11 protein-coding genes are annotated in these 16,139 nt (G+C 62.0%); 4 read left to right on the plus strand and 7 right to left on the minus strand.

Translation table 11 applies throughout. The features are described from left to right. The first annotated feature begins 1 nt into the window (after window position 1). Window positions 2-1,423, plus strand: coding sequence for a carnitine 3-dehydrogenase (locus AB9K35_RS02765; protein WP_369924365.1), 1,422 nt, complete (start codon window positions 2-4; stop codon window positions 1,421-1,423). A gap of 178 nt (window positions 1,424-1,601) precedes the next feature. After that, window positions 1,602-3,296 (plus strand): BCCT family transporter, encoded by a 1,695-nt coding sequence (locus AB9K35_RS02770; RefSeq protein ID WP_369924367.1) that lies wholly within the window; start codon window positions 1,602-1,604, stop codon window positions 3,294-3,296. A gap of 193 nt (window positions 3,297-3,489) precedes the next feature. Here AB9K35_RS02770 and AB9K35_RS02775 read toward each other — a convergent pair whose 3' ends face one another. Together AB9K35_RS02775 and AB9K35_RS02780 are read right to left on the minus strand one after the other, a co-directional pair. Then, entirely contained in the window at window positions 3,490-4,818 is a 1,329-nt protein-coding gene (locus tag AB9K35_RS02775; protein ID WP_369924369.1) for a sensor histidine kinase, read from the minus strand. Window positions 4,819-4,823: 5 nt separating this feature from the next. Continuing rightward, window positions 4,824-5,624 carry an alpha/beta fold hydrolase gene (locus tag AB9K35_RS02780; protein WP_369924396.1) on the minus strand — a complete coding sequence of 267 codons (801 nt, stop codon included), beginning with the start codon at window positions 5,622-5,624 and terminating at the stop codon, window positions 4,824-4,826. Between the two features lie 603 nt (window positions 5,625-6,227). Between AB9K35_RS02780 and AB9K35_RS02785 the strand changes: the two genes are divergently transcribed. After that, entirely contained in the window at window positions 6,228-7,202 is a 975-nt protein-coding gene (locus AB9K35_RS02785; protein ID WP_369924371.1) for a calcium/sodium antiporter, read from the plus strand. A 3-nt stretch (window positions 7,203-7,205) separates the two neighbouring features. Here AB9K35_RS02785 and AB9K35_RS02790 read toward each other — a convergent pair whose 3' ends face one another. Together AB9K35_RS02790 and AB9K35_RS02795 are read right to left on the minus strand one after the other, a co-directional pair. After that, complete coding sequence (locus AB9K35_RS02790) at window positions 7,206-8,984, minus strand: SLC13 family permease (protein WP_369924373.1); 1,779 nt, start codon at window positions 8,982-8,984, stop codon at window positions 7,206-7,208. A 633-nt stretch (window positions 8,985-9,617) separates the two neighbouring features. Continuing rightward, complete coding sequence (locus AB9K35_RS02795) at window positions 9,618-10,538, minus strand: LysR family transcriptional regulator (RefSeq protein WP_369924375.1); 921 nt, start codon at window positions 10,536-10,538, stop codon at window positions 9,618-9,620. Window positions 10,539-11,220: 682 nt separating this feature from the next. Here AB9K35_RS02795 and AB9K35_RS02800 point away from each other — a divergent pair. Then, a complete protein-coding gene (locus AB9K35_RS02800; protein WP_369924376.1) occupies window positions 11,221-13,233 on the plus strand; it encodes a TonB-dependent siderophore receptor in 2,013 nt (670 codons plus the stop codon). A 75-nt stretch (window positions 13,234-13,308) separates the two neighbouring features. On the opposite strand, the gene AB9K35_RS02805 is transcribed toward AB9K35_RS02800, so the two are convergent. From AB9K35_RS02805 to AB9K35_RS02815, 3 genes are read right to left on the minus strand one after another with little or no spacing between them, the layout of a single operon-like run. Continuing rightward, a complete protein-coding gene (locus AB9K35_RS02805) occupies window positions 13,309-14,079 on the minus strand; it encodes an ABC transporter ATP-binding protein (protein WP_369924378.1) in 771 nt (256 codons plus the stop codon). A gap of 8 nt (window positions 14,080-14,087) precedes the next feature. Next, a complete protein-coding gene (locus tag AB9K35_RS02810) occupies window positions 14,088-15,044 on the minus strand; it encodes a FecCD family ABC transporter permease (protein ID WP_369924379.1) in 957 nt (318 codons plus the stop codon). Continuing rightward, on the minus strand, window positions 15,041-16,057 hold the full coding sequence (locus AB9K35_RS02815; RefSeq protein WP_369924380.1) for a FecCD family ABC transporter permease: 1,017 nt from the start codon (window positions 16,055-16,057) through the stop codon (window positions 15,041-15,043). The genes AB9K35_RS02810 and AB9K35_RS02815 overlap by 4 nt, the downstream gene beginning before the upstream one ends. Window positions 16,058-16,139: the final 82 nt, after the last annotated feature.

Genomic DNA, 16,139 nt, shown 5'->3' on the forward strand with positions numbered 1-16,139 from the left:
CATGAAAACAGCAGCAATCATTGGCGGCGGCGTCATCGGTGGCGGATGGGCCGCGCGGTTCCTATTGAACGGCTGGAACGTGCGGGTGTTCGATCCGGACCCCGACGCGGAACGCAAGATCGGCGAAGTCCTGGCCAATGCGCGCCGCAGCCTGCCGTCGCTCTATGACAAGGCGCTGCCGCCGGAAGGTACGCTGACCTTCCACGCGGATATGGCGGATGCGGTAACGGGTGTGGACTGGGTTCAGGAAAGCGTGCCGGAGCGGCTGGATCTGAAGCACAAGATTCACGCGCAGATCCAGAGCCTTGCACCCGCTAGCGCGGTGATCGGCTCGTCCACCAGTGGCTTCAAGCCGTCGGAGCTGAACGCGGAAGGTGCCCGTGCCGTGGTCGCGCATCCGTTCAACCCGGTCTACCTGCTGCCGCTGGTCGAGCTGGTAGGCGATGCGGACACCTGCGCGCAGGCCTCGCAGCTGTTGCGTGAGGTGGGCATGTACCCGCTCACGGTGCGCAAGGAGATCGACGCGCATATTGCCGACCGGCTGCTGGAAGCGGTCTGGCGCGAGGGGTTGTGGCTGATCAAGGACGGCATCTGCACCACCGAAGAGCTGGACGAGGCGATCCGCATGGGCTTTGGCCTCAGGTGGGCGCAGATGGGCCTGTTCGAGACCTACCGGATTGCTGGCGGTGAGGCGGGCATGAAGCACTTCATGGCGCAGTTCGGCCCGGCGCTCGAATGGCCCTGGACCAAGCTGATGGATGTGCCGGAGTTCACAGAAGAGCTGGTCGACCTGATCGCGGGTCAATCGGATGCCCAATCCGGCCACATGTCCATCCGTGAATTGGAGCGCCTGCGGGATGACAACCTGGTCGGCATGATGCGGGCGCTAAAGAAATCTGGCAGCGGAGCAGGCGGTGTCATCACCGCGCATGAGGCAACGCTGCCCGTTCCGGAGGCGGTGGACCTGCCGGTAACCGTCAACCGCACGGTTCCGCAGAGCTGGACCGATTACAATGGCCATATGAACGAGGCGCATTACACTGAGGCCTCGGCCCAGGCCACCGACCGCTTCATGGAGATGATCGGCGTCGATGCCGCGTACATCGCCGAAGGCGGAAGCTATTTCACCGTCGAGAACCACGTCCGCTTTCTGGACGAGTTGCACGAGGGCGACGCTTTGACCGTGACCACCCAGGTGCTGCAGGGGACCGGCAAGAAGATGCACCTGTTCCACAGGCTGTTCGGTCCCGAAGGAAAACTGGCGGCGACGGTGGAGACGCTGCTGCTGCACATGGACCTGAACGCACGCGGCACCTCGCTGCCGTCACCCCAGGTCGCTGACAAGCTGGCCAGTTTTGCTGGCGCGCACGCCGGGTTGCCGCTGCCCGACGGCGTCGGACGCCACGTCGGCCAGCGGGGATGAATTGGAAACCGGCGGTGCGCAGGCTGCCGGTCTTCCTTTGCGGGCCGGCCCCCCTCCCCAATCCGGCCCGCATTCTTGAACTGAGGCCGAAGGGGACGGCGAATTACTGGTCCGAAAGTCGGGCAGACCCGAGGCAGAAGACCTCGGGCAGAAAAGCAAAAGGTCAAGGGAGGCCACAATGTCTGAAAGCAACCCCAACAGCCGCCTGGTGGCGAAGTCCGGCTTCTTTGCCGGGCTGCATCCGGGGATGGGGACGGCATCCAAAGCGATGATCGTCTTTTTCGTGATTTTTACGGTCTTGAATGTCGATCTGGCCGCGGACTTGTACAAAACGGTCCGCGCCTGGATCGAAGACTGGTTCAGCTGGTACTACATTTCGCTGCTGATCGGCGTCATGTTCTTCTGTTTCTGGCTGATGGCCTCCAAGTTCGGCAAGTTGCGGTTGGGCGAGGACGACTCGCGCCCAGAATTCGGCAATTTCAGCTGGTTCGCGATGCTGTTTTCGGCCGGGATCGGGGTTGGCATTCTGTTCTTCGGCGTGGCTGAGCCGATCTTCTATTTCGACAACTCCGGTGCTTTCGGCTACCCGAACAACCCGCATGCCGATATGGCAGGCCACACCGAAATGGACATGCTGCGCGCCCGGGATGCGATGCGGGTGGCCTTCTTCCACTGGGGCTTCCATGGCTGGGCGCTCTACGTGCTGGTCGGGCTGTGCCTGGCCTATTTCGGGTTCCGCAAGAAGCTGCCACTGACCATGCGTTCGACCCTGTATCCGATCCTTGGCGAGCGGATCTATGGCCCCTGGGGGCACGTGGTGGATCTGCTGGCGGTGTTCGGTTCCGTCTTCGGCATTGCGACCTCGCTGGGACTGGGGTCGACCCAGATCGCCACCGGGCTGAACGTGTTGTTCGGTCTGGAGGTGACGCTGACCCTGAAGATCGTGCTGATCGTGATCGTGTCGGTGATTGCCACTGCCTCGACCGTGTCCGGCGTGGCGCGTGGCATCCGGTTCATCTCCGAATGGAACATCTGGTTGTCGATCGCGCTGCTGCTGGCCTTTGTGGTGCTGGGACCAGCGAAATGGCTGCTGGCGTTCTTCATCACCTCGGTCGGGGACTACCTGTGGAATTTCATTCCGATGGGCTTCTGGACCGCAACCGAAGAAGCAAATGTCGCCTGGCAGGGTGGCTGGACCATCTTCTACTGGGGCTGGTGGATCGCTTGGGCACCTTTGGTCGGCATTTTCATTGCCCGTATTTCCTATGGCCGGACCATCCGTGAGTTCATGGTCGGGGTGCTGTGCGTGCCCACGGCGGCGGTATTCTTCTGGCTGTGCATCTTCGGCGGCACCGCGATCTGGCAGGAGATGCACATGGCAGGCGGCCCGGCGGCGGAAGGCGGCGCAGGCATCATTGCCACCGTCCGCAACTGGGAACTGCCCGGGGCGCTGTACGGGACCATCGCCAATATCGGGCAGACCTCCTGGATGGGCGACATGAGCTGGACCGCCTGGCCCCTGTCCTTGCTGGCGACGGTGCTGCTGGTCAGCTGGTTCGTGACCTCGGCGGATTCCGGCACGCTGGTGATCACCACCATGCTGTCGATGGGTGACGAAAACCCGCCGAACAAGTTCCGCGTTATCTGGGGAGCCGGGATCGGCGCAACCGCCATCGCGTTGTTGATGTCGGGCGGGCTGAGTGCCCTGCAGACGGCGCTGATTGCGACCGCGTTTCCGATTTCCTTCCTGATCATCGCGATGGTCTGGGGGCTCTGTAAATCGCTGCGAGACGACCCGACGGCGTCACCGATGGTCGTCGAGCCGGCCCCGACCCCCGATGGCACTCACATGACTCAGGACATGACCGCCTAAGTCGCGCATCTGTCTGGGACTAACTTCGCCGGGTCTGGCAGGCCCGGCGAAACGCGTCTCTTCCCGGGTCCACTCACGACGACACAGCCTTTGACGGCGATTCCAGACCCGACCAGGGTGTCGACGGCAGAGCGCGGCGATGTTGTCCTCCCGCGTAATCCACATCCCTCACTCAGGCGCACAGGTGCCAATCTCAGACGCGGAACGTAATAACGCACCGAAGCCCGTCGGATCGGTAGTCAACCTCCACCTCCCCGCCGAGATCAAACTTCAGGATCGTGTCGATCATCTTGCTGCCGAAGCCTCTGCGCGTTGGCGTGACGACGGGAGGGCCTTTGCATTCCTGCCAGACCAGCCGCAGCAAATCGCCCGTGTCTTCAATCTTTTCGCAGGTCACCTCGACATAGCCTTCAGGCTCAGACAACGCGCCATATTTGAGAGCGTTGGTCGTCAGCTCGTGCAGGGCCATCGACAGGCTTGTCACCTGCTCGGATGGGAGCATCGCGGTGATACCCTTGATGCGAAAACGTTGTGCCCCCCCGGCCTCATCCGCGGTCAGCGTGAGCAGCTCCATGAGGTCCGCAGATTTATGATCTTCACTTGTGAGGATATCATGTGCCTTGGACATGGCCTGAAGCCGACCGATGAAGCTTGCACGGAATTCTGCCGGAAGGGTTTGCTTAGCCATACCCGCGACCACCGCAAGGGTATTCTTGATGCGGTGCTTCATTTCGTTCATTGCGACCTTCAGACGTAGTTCGGCCTTCTTGCGGGCCGATATGTCACGCAGAACAATCGAGAAATTTCTTTTCGGTCCGACCTCGTGCTCCCGGATCGGCACCACGGTGATCTCAAAGTGCTGACCCTTGCCATCGACGGTCTCGAACACGGCTTCCGGCGCGCTTTTGCAGGTTTCGACGGCCCTCGGAAACCAGTCCGGGTCCTCTTCGAACCGGATCTCATCCTGAACGCGGAGCCCCTGAACAGCGTCGAAGCCCCGCCCCAAAAGCCGCTCTGCGCCGGCGTTCCAGCGCAGGATAACACCATCCTCCTCGACACGAAGGATGCCATTCGGCGATGTTCGGACGATGGCCGCAAGCTCATCCGCCTCGCGCCGCGCCGCCCGCAATTGATCCTCGTACAGGCGGCGTTCGCGGGCGTCGAAAATTGTGTAGTCAAAGCGGACAGGGTTTCCTTCGGAATCCTGTCGCGCCACCCCGCTAAGCAGCACGGGCAGGTTGGAACCGTTCCGCACCTTCATGGAACAGGAAATCTCGCGGGCGAACCCCTGCAACCTCATCATCGGCGCCAGAAGTGTCTCGTAGTACAGCTTCCCGGGGCCTGTCATGAGTTCCGGCAAACGTTGCGGACGCTCTTCCCCATTGGCCGGCAGGTTCAACCACCGCGACAGTGTCTCGTTGACATATTGCAGCCGTCCATCCGGGTCAGTCACGACGATCCCGCATGGCGCATCCTCCAAAAGTTCCGCAAAAGCTGAGCGAAGCTCCTCTTTGTCGTACATGGCGCTTAAATGGCTTTGAGATAAGCGCGGATTGCCGCGACCACGTCGGACGGCACGGTCATATGCGGACAGTGACCGGTGGCCTTCAGCACTTTCAGGGTCGCGCCCGGCGTTCGGTCACGCATCCACTCCGCGACCTGCATCGGCACCAGGGCATCATCGTCACAATGCAGGATAAGGGACGGGCAGGCTGCCTTTTCAAATGCTGAACGTTCATCCGCGAAGAACGTTACACGACCGAAATGCTGGGCAATGGCGGGGTCGGTGCGGCAGAAACCCTTGGTGAGTTCGTCAGCCGCCGGAGCACCGGCCGGCTGACCAGCGATCATCGGTGCCATCTGGGCGGACCACCCCAGATGGTTCTCGTCCAGAAACGAGATGAGCTCCTCAAGATCTTCTTGTGAAAAACCGCCGTGATACCCCTGTGCGTCATCGTTCAGGAAACATGGCGTCGGAGAAACCAGAACGAGCCGGGACAGCTTTTGCGGCTCCTGGTTGGCCGCCAGCAGCGCAATGGTGGCACCAATGGAATGGCCGACCACCACCGGCTGTACCAGCCCGAGTTCATCGATGATGTCCAGCAGGTCCTGGGCATGCGCCTGCAGGTCGGCGTAGCGTTCAGGGTCGTAGGCTGAAAGATCCGACTGCCCCATGCCCGTCAGATCGTAGGTCACAATGCGGAAGTCGTCGGCGAGACTCGGCACGACCTGCCGCCACATGGACTGATCACAACCAAAGCCGTGAATGAAAACAAGGGGCCGACCATCGGCCACACCGGTCGTGACAACCTTGTTACGCGCAATCATGCCCAAAGTCCCCTTTGTGAGTTCAGAGCGCCTTTGCGACCAGCGCCGAATATTCCAAGTACTCAGCGCGATGTGTCAGAGCGAGATCCGAGGCTTTAGCCGAGTTTTCATAATCCATAGGATAAATCTAGCCTAAACTCCCGTTCTTGCGATACCTTTCGCAAAATACAAGAGCCCCAAAGACTTTGCGGTCTTTCGCCTTGGCGATCCTTCGCATTGCACTCCCCGTCGAAATCACGGCCCCCCATAAGCGACGAGAATTAGTCGCACGACAACAGTTAGCGGTGACCACTGGATGCAACTACCGCAACCTAACAGGTCTTTGCATTTGGCCGAACTGCGCAAAGAGATGCTTTTCCACCCTTTGTAATTCCGATTGAACTGGCAGTCGGGAAAGACTCTTCCGCCTAAACGCTGGTGTAGGGGCATGACACCACCATGGGACTTGAAACACTTACGGGGCTGACATCGGGACCCGCGTCGATAGAAATCTGCCAGGTGCGTTAAACTTTCACCACCCGCGCATCGCCGGGGGCTTGAAGACCATCATCCGGGTCGCCACTTGCACGGCAATGCGCTGATCGAACAGCGTCGGAGTATGACATGACCGAGACTTTGGGGCTCCTGATCGGCGGTTTTTTCCTGCTGGTAGTTGGCGGCGAGTTGCTGGTGCGTGGAGCGGTTCAGGCTGCGGAGCGGCTGGGCGTGTCGCCGCTGGTCATCGGGCTGACGCTTGTCGGGTTCGGAACCTCGATGCCGGAACTGGTGACGTCAGTGCAGGCCGGTCTCGCCGGATCGCCGGGCATCGCCTATGGCAATATCGTCGGCTCCAACATCGCGAACATCCTGTTGATCGGGGGCGTTTCGGCGCTGATCTGCCCGATCATCGTCGCCGAAGCCGCGCTGCGGCGCGACGCCGCCCTGATGCTTGGCGTGGCCCTGGTCTTCGCCGTGCTGTCCGCCCTGCTGCCCATGGGCCGCCTTCTCGGTGCGGTGTTCGCCATTGCCCTGGCCGCCTATATCGCCATTGTCATCCGGCAGGAGCGTGCCACCGGCGTACAGGGGGCGATCCATGACAAAAGCGCCGCCTTGCTGCAGGCCGACCCCGGCCTTGGCCGCCCTTCGCTGCGCCAGCCCCTTTTCCTGCCGTTGCTGCTTGCCCTTGCCGGGCTCGTACTGGTGGTGCTTGGCGGCGCGCTGCTGGTCAGCGGGGCGGTGGCCTTGGCCCGCGCCAGCGGCATCGGCGAGACGGTGATCGGGCTGACCATCGTCGCGGTCGGCACCTCCCTGCCAGAGCTGGTGACCTCGGTGATTGCGGCGGTGCGGCGTCAGGGCGATGTGGCTTTCGGCAATATCGTCGGGTCGAACATCTACAACATCCTCGGCATCGGCGGCACGACAGCGCTGATTGCGCCGGGCGCGGTGCCTGACGAGATCGTGACGATCGATGCGCCACTGATGGTCGGGGTCAGTGCCGTTCTGGTTATCTTTGCCGCAACCGGGCGCCGGGTCAGCCGCCGGGAGGGACTGGTGCTGCTGGCGGGTTACGGCGGTTATCTCTGGCTGCTCTGGCCATGACCTTCAAGGCTGCAACGGCCAAATCACCGGGGCAAGCAGGACCGTCACCAGCCCGGCCAGGATGTTCATCGGCAGGCCCAGCCGCAAAAAGTCGCCAAAGCGGTAGCCGCCGGCGTTATAGACCATCGTGTTGGTCTGATAGCCGATGGGGGTGGCAAAGCTGGCACTCGCACCAAACATCACGACCACGACAAAGGCGCGGGGATCGAGCCCCAGTGCACTGGCGACGCCGACGGCGATCGGGGTCATGATCACCGCCACGGCATTGTTGGTGACCACCTCGGTCAGCACCGAGGTTGCCGCGTAGATCAGCGCCAGCGCGAGGACGGGGCTCAGCTGTGTCAGCGGCCCTGACAGCCCGTCGACGATCAGGGCCATGGCACCGCTGCGCTCCATCGCTGTTCCCAGCACCAGCATGCAGACGATCAGCAGAAGCAGGCGACCGTCGATGGCGCCGATACCCTCGTCCGGCTCGACGCAGCGGGTCAGCAGGACGACCGCCGCGCCAATGATCGCCAGCGGCAGGATTGGCGCAAGATTGAGCGCCGCCCCCAGCACCACCAGCGTCAGAACTGCCAGCGCAATCGGTGCCTTGCTGCGCCGAAACGCGCGCGCCTGGAGCGGCGCGAGAAGTATCAGACCCTCTTCCCGAGCGAGGCGGGCAATGTCCTCTTCCCGCCCATCAAGGAGCACCGTGTCGCCGGGCTGAAGATGCAAGCTTTCATCACGCAGGTCCAGCGCGCTGCCTCTCCGATGCAAAGCAATCGGATAGACCCCGTGGCTACGCCGCCAACCGAGCTCTGCGAAGCTTCCCTTCCGGTCTTTCACCAAGACCTCAATGACCTGATGACGCTGGGCAGTCGCAGATTCCAACCCGGGGATGACAAGCCCCCGAGCACCTTTTTCACGAAACCCGACCACCTCGCTGTCTGACGCATGGACTATGACCCGGTCACCCGCTTGCAGGACCGCGTTCTGCAGGTCGTGTCGAAGCGAGATATCGTCCCGGATGAGATCTACCAACCGCGTGGTGCTGCGCTTGAAATCGGCAACATCGCTAGCCTTGCGCCCGATCAAGGGCGAAGCCGCAGGCACGAAGAGTTCGACGCGCCAGGACCGGCTGCTATGCGGGGCATGCATCTTGGCGGTTGCCGTCCGCTCCGGCAATAGTCGCGGAGCAGCGAGCGCGAGATAGCAGCTGCCCACGAGCGCCAGCGCAAGACCGAGCGGAGCAATTTCGAACAGCGTGAATGGAGCGAGATCGAGATCGCGGGCGACCCCGTCCACCAGGATATTGGTCGATGTGCCGATCAGGGTGCATGTGCCGCCCATGATGACGACAAAACTCAGCGGCATGAGGTAGCGTGAAGCGCTGGCTCCAAGCTGGCGAGCAATGCCAAAGACCACCGGGATCAGGATCATCAGCACTGGTGTATTGTTCATGAACGCCGAAGCGACAGCCGCAAGGGCGAAGAAAAGGACAATCGTTCGCTTCGGGCGCAGCAACATGCCTCGTCCAAGTGTCTCTGCAACGGCTTCAAGCACTCCGGTCCGCACCAGCGCGGCGCTCAGCACGAACATCGCGCCGATGGTTGCCGGGGCGGAGTTGCTCAGCGCCTTCAGGACGTCGTCCGTGGTTGCAAGGCCGAGCACCAACGCCACCGCTACACCGCCAAGTGCGGTGACCTCGGCTGCGAAACGCTCGGTCAAGAACAAGGCGAAAACAACCGCCACCAGAAGAAGTGCGGCCTGAGGCTGATGGGAACCGAGATCGAGAAGCATTGACTACACCTGGAAGAAACGCCCCGCGATGCGGGACGACGACGGCAAGGCCCAGATGGCGTACAAGTTTTCGTGGCTGCTGCCCCCATCTGTGACGGCTGACTATGCCACCGAACAAAGCGCCCGAGAATAGGCTTTTTCCATTCCCAATGCGGCCAGTCTTGTCCCTGCGTTCTCAACCGCATGGGTTTTGCGAATTGAATGGGTGGCACGATCACCGCCCGTTTGAATTCACAGTAAGGTCCGCGCCCCCTTCGTCAGCACGCTAAGCGGGTCTAGTTCACGATAGCCGAGTCTCCCTGCGATGCCCTAACCTCGTAAGACCCAAGAGCGCTGCGGCAGGATCGTCACGTTGTGTCGACCAGCAGTCCTGACGATGGCGCCACTGTTGATCATCACATCCGCAAGACCGATCAACATGCGGAATACCCCGCGTGGCATGGAAGGGTAATCGCCACCATAAACATCAACCTTCGTGTACCTGTGGTCCGCTACGCCGCCATTCCGCTCGAAGTCTACCGCTGGAAACTGATTGCAGCCGTTCAACAAGATCCGTCGCAAGATGGGCATGGCCAGAAGCTTGACCAGACGCCCGCCCGGACAAATCGCGCCTCGCGACGGCCCCTCTTCACTTCAAGCCGCGTCGGCAGGCGTCTCCCAGGCTGGCGCCTTGCCAATCCGGTCGATCAGGAAATCCATGAAGGCTCGCACCTTTGGCGACAGCACGTTGGCCTTGGGATAGACCAGCCAAAGCACGGATTTGTCAGCGACCTCATAGCCCGGCAGCACCTGCACCAGCGTACCGGACTGCAGGTCCTGGTGCACGCTCCACAGCGAGTTGATCGAAATTCCCGCCCCCGCCACGGTTGCCAGTTTCTGGGTCAGCCCGTCATCGAGGATCAGCCGACTTTGGGACCGACGCGGATCGAATTCTCCTGCGGCTCCGTCCGGCCCTGTCAGGGGGCGTGCGGATTGGTGCTTGAACGCGATCAGCTGATGCCCGGTCAGATCATCTGGATGTGCTGGCGTGCCGTTCCGGGCGATATACTCCGGCGAGGCGCACAGCACCCGCCGGTCATCAGCCAGCTTGCGCCCTTTGAGACTGGTGTCTGCCAACGGTGAATTGCGTATGGCCAGATCGAAACTGCCTTCGATCAGGTCAAAGATGCTGTCCGACAGGCGCAGGTCCAGCGTCATCTCCGGGAACTCCTGCAGAAAATCCGGCAGCAATGGCGCGACATAAAGCTGGGCAAAGGTGCTCGGCGCGGTGAAACGCAGGACGCCGCTTGGGCGCGTTTTACCCTGCCCCAGCGCGGCCCGTGCAGCGTCTTCCTGCGCCAAGATCTCACGCGCATAGGGCAGGAACTCGGCACCCTCCAAGGACAGCGACACCTTTCGGGTACTGCGATGCAGCAAATCCGCCCCTAACGTGTTTTCCAACTTGGCCAGCCGCGCCCCGGCCACCGCGGGAGCAAGGCCCAGCTGCCGCCCGGCGGCGCTGATGTTCAGTTTTTCCGCCGCCAGCACAAACAAGCGAAGCGCATCCGTGTCCATGTTTATACTCAAAATCCGAATTATGCCTTCCTGAATCGTCTACTTATTCAGTGAATTCAACAGATAGTTCTGCAAGCCGACATAGTCGCCCCTCGAACTTTGCAGGAGCAAAAGCCATGCACCACCATGTCTGGCGGGCAGGATGCCAACCATGTCCCAACCCGGAAAGGTCAGCTGTCCGTCCACACGGCGGACCCTTTAGCGCGTTTTATTGATGCCGATGGCCAGCCAGTCGCCTGATCGCGCCGAAATTGAACATTGCACAAATCTCACTGAACGACTTGCGTGCAGTCGGGGCCGACCAGCCTGAGACACGCCCCATTTTGGCACTATTTACCGGTCCCATGCAGGGCAATTGTTCACTGACGTTAACTGCTTGCAAAACCCGCGCAGAGGAGCCCCATTTTGACCAGGCTGCCGTGATTGACAGCCGTTGATCGCTGTGTATTTTGCCACAACCCAGGCGTTTCCCAGGTGAACAGCCGCACGTCCATGCGGGCTGCAGTGATCAACCGAAACCGCGCCGGAAGCGCGGTTCACAGTCTGGGATACAGTGATTACTATCAAATTTGCGCCGGCCCCACTCCGGCAGCGTTCCAGCCGCAGTTTGCTGTGCGGCACGGTTCTGGGTGCCTGCTCCCTCGCAGCCATCTCAGCGAGCGCAGACGAGCAATCAATCGAATTGGCCCCGATTATTGTTCGCGACAAATTGCAGTATGCAGGCGCCGTCGAGGGATACCAGGCTCCGGCAACGGAAACCGGCATCAAATCCGGCGTGCCGCTGAGCGAAGTGCCGCAATCGGTTTCGGTGGTCACGTCAACCGAGCTGGAAAGGCGCAACCCAACGCAGGTCGAGGATGCCATCAAGTTCACCCCGGGTATCAACCCGTCGACTTGGGGCGCTGACGACCGCTATGACCAATTCTCGATCCGCGGCTTCGACATGGGAACCGCCGCGCTCTACCGCGACGGCTTGCCGAACAAATCGCACGGTTTTGCGAGCTTCAAGATCGACCCGTACATGCTGGAACGGATCGACGTGCTGCGCGGCCCCGCTGGGGTGCTTTACGGCTCCAATGATGCGGGTGGGATGGTCAATATGGTGACCAAACGCCCCAGCTTTGCCAACGAAGGCTCGGCCTATGTCGGCTACGGCAGCTTTGGCACTGCCGAAGCGGGCGTGGACGTCTCCCGCGTGCTCAATGCGCAGGGCACCTTGTCCGGGCGGTTGACGGCGCTGGTGCGAGACGGTGAGACCGCGCTGGACAACTCCCACAACGACCGCAACCTGCTGGCAGGCAGCCTGACCTGGGCGCCGACGGATGATACCAGCCTGACCGTCCTGATGCATCTGCAACAAGACGAGCGTACGCCACTACAATGGGTACCGCAGGCCGGAGTGGAATATGACGCCGCGCTTGGCAGCCTGCCGGACGATTTTTACAAGCGCCAGTCCCCGTTCAACTCCTACAAAAGCGACAGTGGCTCCTTCGGTTGGGAATTCTCGCACCGCTTCGGCAATGGCCTGACCTTCAACCAGAAGGCCCGCTATGCCCGCGAAAAGACCGATTACCAGCACCTGTATCTGGCTTCGACGGATTTCGCGACCGGCGACATGACATATACGGCTGCGGCCGACGACCTAGAGGCCTACAACATAGGCTTTGACAACTACCTCGAATGGAAAAGCGGCGGCAACAGCATGATCGTCGGCGTGGACTACCAACGCCGCAAGACGGAATACCGGAAATACGTTGCGACTGGCTCCTATGACGTCAGCTTTGCCAATCCGGTGTTCGATCTCAATGTTGCCTACCCGCCACTGTCTGCCCGCAACAAGGAGGAATACACCGAAAAGGGTATCTACCTGCAGGACCATTTCAAATTTTCCAACGGTGTCTCCGTCACCGCCGGTCTGCGGCGCAGCTGGTTCGAGAATGAGATCGAAAACCAGCTGACTTCCAGCGTGCAGTCCCAGAAGAACGCTGCCACCACCGGTATGCTGGGGATCACCTACGAAATGGCCAATGGCTTGACCCCCTACCTCAGCTATACCGAGGGCTTCATCCAGAACTTTGGCAAAACGATTGATGAAGTGCCGCTGAAACCGTCCAAGAGCAAACAGTGGGAACTTGGGCTGCGCTATCTGCCCGAGCACGGCAACTACCTGCTGAGTGCGGCGGTGTTCGATCTGCGTAAAACCAACGTGAAGGATTACATTCCTAACAATTGGGATTATTCCACGCAAACCGGTGAAATCCGTTCGCTTGGGATGGAGCTGGAAGCCCGCGGCCGCCTGACCGATAACCTGCAGGGCGTGTTTGGCTATACCCTCCTGAACACGGAAATTACCGCGTCCACGAACGGTCTGCGCGGCAATGACAATGCAATGGCGCCGCCGCATCAGCTGTCGCTGTGGCTGGACTATGATGCTTCTGAAGTCGTGCCAGGTCTCAGCGTCGGCGGCGGCCTCCGGTATGTTGACGAAGCCTTCGCCACACAGGCCAACAATCGGGTAACGCCGTCTTATACCCTTGCCGATCTGGCGCTGCGCTACGAATGGGAGGATATGGAGGTGAACCTTCGTGTCTCAAACCTGTTCGACCGTGACTATTATAGCATCTGCTATGACAGCCATGGCTGCTCCAAAGGCGACGGCCGCAGCGTGTCCCTCACGGTCGGAAAAACCTTTTAAAGCACGAGGGCGGCGCAGAGCTATTCTGCGCCGCCTGAGCTTGCTGGCACTGCGGTGGTGATTGTGGTGCCAAGGTCAGTCAGGCAGGACAAAAGGCGTGTTGTGTCGTGGATCAGACAGGATCCGACAGGTCATGCCAAACATCTGCCCGATCGTTTGTTGCGTCAGCACTGTCTCCGGGGCGCCCTCAGCAACGAGCTGGCCTTCTTTCAAGGCGGCGATACGGTCGCAGAACCGGGCCGCGAAATTCAGATCGTGCAGGACCATCACGACAGTTTTGCCGTGTTCCGTGCTTAGCCTGCGCGCCAGCCGCAGAATGTCCACCTGATGCGGCAGATCAAGGAAGGTGGTTGGCTCGTCCAGCAGCACCAGCGGCGCGTCCTGCGCCAGCACCATGGCAATCCACGCCCGCTGTCTCTGTCCGCCAGACAGGGCAGCAACCGGCCTGTCGCCAAGATGCTCCAACCCGACATCCGCCAATGCACGCTGCACCGCATCGCGGTCGGCCCTGGACATGGGGCGGAACGGACGCAGGTGCGGGCTGCGGCCGCGGGCAACAAGGTCGGCCACTTTCATGCCTTCGGGCGCCTGGGCGGACTGGGGAAGGATGGCGATCTGCCGGGCGCGCTCTGCGGCTTTCATTTGTGCAACCTGACGGTGCCGCCATGAGATGCTGCCGCCCTGCAGCGGCAGCAGCCCGGCGATGCTGCGCAGCAGGGTGGTTTTGCCACAGCCGTTGGGACCGACCAGCCCGCTGACCTCCCCGCCTGGCAAGTCGAGCGAAAGTCCTTTCAGAATTGGCCTGCCGCCAAGCGACACTTTTAGATTCTCGATGGAAACGCTCATATCATCTCCTAAAGCTGTCCGTGGCTGATGCGGCGGGTCACCACCCAGATGAGCCAGGGCGCGCCCAGCACAGCGGTGTAAAGACCCGCGGGCAGCAAGGCCGAGGGTGCCAGCACCCGCGCCGCGAGGTCGGCCAGCAGAACCAGCATCGCCCCAGCAAATGCCGCTCCGGGCAGGTTGGGTCCACCCCTGCCCAGGCCGCGGGCTATTGGTCCGGCAGCGAAGGCGACAAATGCCAAAGGCCCGGCCACGGCCACCATGCCTGCCGCCAGAAATGCCGCAGCCAGGATCAGGAGCGGCCGCCAGAGCGCAAGCCGGGTGCCCAGGACCCGGGCCAGGTCATCGCCAAGTTCGATACGGTCCAGCACCCGGCTCGCGGCTGTCAATCCTACCCCGATTGGCAGAAACAGCGCAAAAGCGATTGCAGCATCCGGCCAGCCGCGCCCGTTGAGCGAGCCGGCCAGCCACGCCATCGCCTGACCGGCAGCCGCATCGCCCGCTCGGGTAATCAGAATATTCAGCCCGGCCGAAGCGGTGATCCCGGTGGCAATGCCATACAGCACCAGACGCCGCGGCTCGATCCCTTGCTGCCGTGTGAGCGAAAGGCCGAATATCATGCACATGGCCAGCAGCCCTCCGCCCCAAGCGCCCGCCATTGCCGCCCCTCCCGCCAACAGCCTGGCCACCGCGCCGAAAGCGGCGCCCTGGGTAATGCCGATGACATCCGGGGAGGCCAATGGGTTGCGCAACAGTGACTGGAACACTGCCCCGGACAGCCCAAGCCCGGCCCCGACCGTCAGCGCGCAGATCACTCGCGGCAGACGCAGCCCCCAGATCAGGAAGTCCTCCGCGGGGCCTGCCGCCAGCCCCTGCCACAAGGCAACCGGTGTCAGCCAGTTGCGCCCCGCGGCGAGCGACAGCCCGGTGAGTACAAAGAAAGCAACGATCAGCGCAGCCGCTCTCATCGGGCAGGCCCCAGCACGCGGGACAGCAGTAACATGAAGGCGGGGCCGCCGATCAGGGCTAGCACCGCGCCCAAGGCGATCTCTGACGGCCGCGCAGCGACGCGGGCGATGGTGTCGCAGATCAGCACCATCGCGGCACCCAGCGGCAAGGCAGCAAGCAGAGTAAGGCTTATCCGCGTTCCGCCGACAGCACGCGCGGCGTGCGGGATGATCAGTCCAACAAATCCCAGCGGTCCGGCAAGCGCGACCGCGGTGCCGGACAGCACGGTAACTGCTGTCAGCGCCGCACCGGCGATAAGACCGGGCCGTGCGCCAAGCCCGGAAGCCAGATCACTGCCCAGAGCGAGCGCATCAAGGCCACGGGCACAGGCCAAGCCAAGCAGAATGCCAGCCGCGGCCACCGGCGCCAAGGTGAGCAAGCTGTCGGTACTGGCCTGCCCCAAGGAGCCGACCATCCAGAAGCGGTAATGCTCACGCGCTTCGGTGTTGAGCAGAACCGCCGCGGCCACCAGCGACAGGCAGAGGCTGCTGATTGCAGTGCCCGCCAGTGGCAGACGCACAGACAGCGCACCGCTTGCCGAGATTTCACGACCGCCCGCGAGCTTCCACACCGCCGCGGCGGCGGTCCCCGCGCCTGCCATAGCAGCGACTGCCAGCGCGGCAATATCCTGTGGTCCGAACATCCAGATGGCGGCAACTACGGCCAGCGCTGCCCCCGCGTTCACTCCCATCAGGCCAGGATCCGCCAGCGGGTTCCGTGTCAGTGACTGCATGATCACCCCGGCGGTGGCGAGTGCTGCACCGCAGGCAAGCCCGGTCAACGCGCGCGGCAGCCGCAGCCCGCGTATGATACCTTGGGCCGGGTCCGCCGGATCAAAGGCGATCAGCGCCTGCCAGGTCGCTTCGGGCGGAACAGCACGTGCGCCGAACATCAGCGCAGCCGCAAAAGCTGCAGCGCAAAGGCCGGACAAAGCGGTGAAAACCACAAGAGGTTGCAGAGATCGCAAGCGCATGCACATCGCCGTAAGCTGGGAATCGGAACTCTGCTGGCGATGCGCTGGCTGCTCCTGACTGTAACAACCCGTGCAAGGGGTC

Origin of the sequence: Leisingera sp. XS_AS12 (assembly GCF_041224635.1) — a bacterium.
Taxonomy (GTDB): Bacteria; Pseudomonadota; Alphaproteobacteria; order Rhodobacterales; family Rhodobacteraceae; genus Leisingera.

Excerpts from the sequence above, each read along its gene's own strand:
- AB9K35_RS02770 (WP_369924367.1), top strand. The coding sequence starts at position 1,602 with ATGTCTGAAAGCAACCCCAACAGCCGCCTGGTGGCGAAGTCCGGCTTC.
- AB9K35_RS02810 (WP_369924379.1), bottom strand. The coding sequence starts at position 15,044 with ATGAGAGCGGCTGCGCTGATCGTTGCTTTCTTTGTACTCACCGGGCTG.
- AB9K35_RS02785 (WP_369924371.1), top strand. The coding sequence starts at position 6,228 with ATGACCGAGACTTTGGGGCTCCTGATCGGCGGTTTTTTCCTGCTGGTA.
- AB9K35_RS02765 (WP_369924365.1), top strand. The coding sequence starts at position 2 with ATGAAAACAGCAGCAATCATTGGCGGCGGCGTCATCGGTGGCGGATGG.
- AB9K35_RS02790 (WP_369924373.1), bottom strand. The coding sequence starts at position 8,984 with ATGCTTCTCGATCTCGGTTCCCATCAGCCTCAGGCCGCACTTCTTCTG.
- AB9K35_RS02775 (WP_369924369.1), bottom strand. The coding sequence starts at position 4,818 with ATGTACGACAAAGAGGAGCTTCGCTCAGCTTTTGCGGAACTTTTGGAG.
- AB9K35_RS02780 (WP_369924396.1), bottom strand. The coding sequence starts at position 5,624 with ATGATTGCGCGTAACAAGGTTGTCACGACCGGTGTGGCCGATGGTCGG.
- AB9K35_RS02795 (WP_369924375.1), bottom strand. The coding sequence starts at position 10,538 with ATGGACACGGATGCGCTTCGCTTGTTTGTGCTGGCGGCGGAAAAACTG.
- AB9K35_RS02805 (WP_369924378.1), bottom strand. The coding sequence starts at position 14,079 with ATGAGCGTTTCCATCGAGAATCTAAAAGTGTCGCTTGGCGGCAGGCCA.
- AB9K35_RS02815 (WP_369924380.1), bottom strand. The coding sequence starts at position 16,057 with ATGCGCTTGCGATCTCTGCAACCTCTTGTGGTTTTCACCGCTTTGTCC.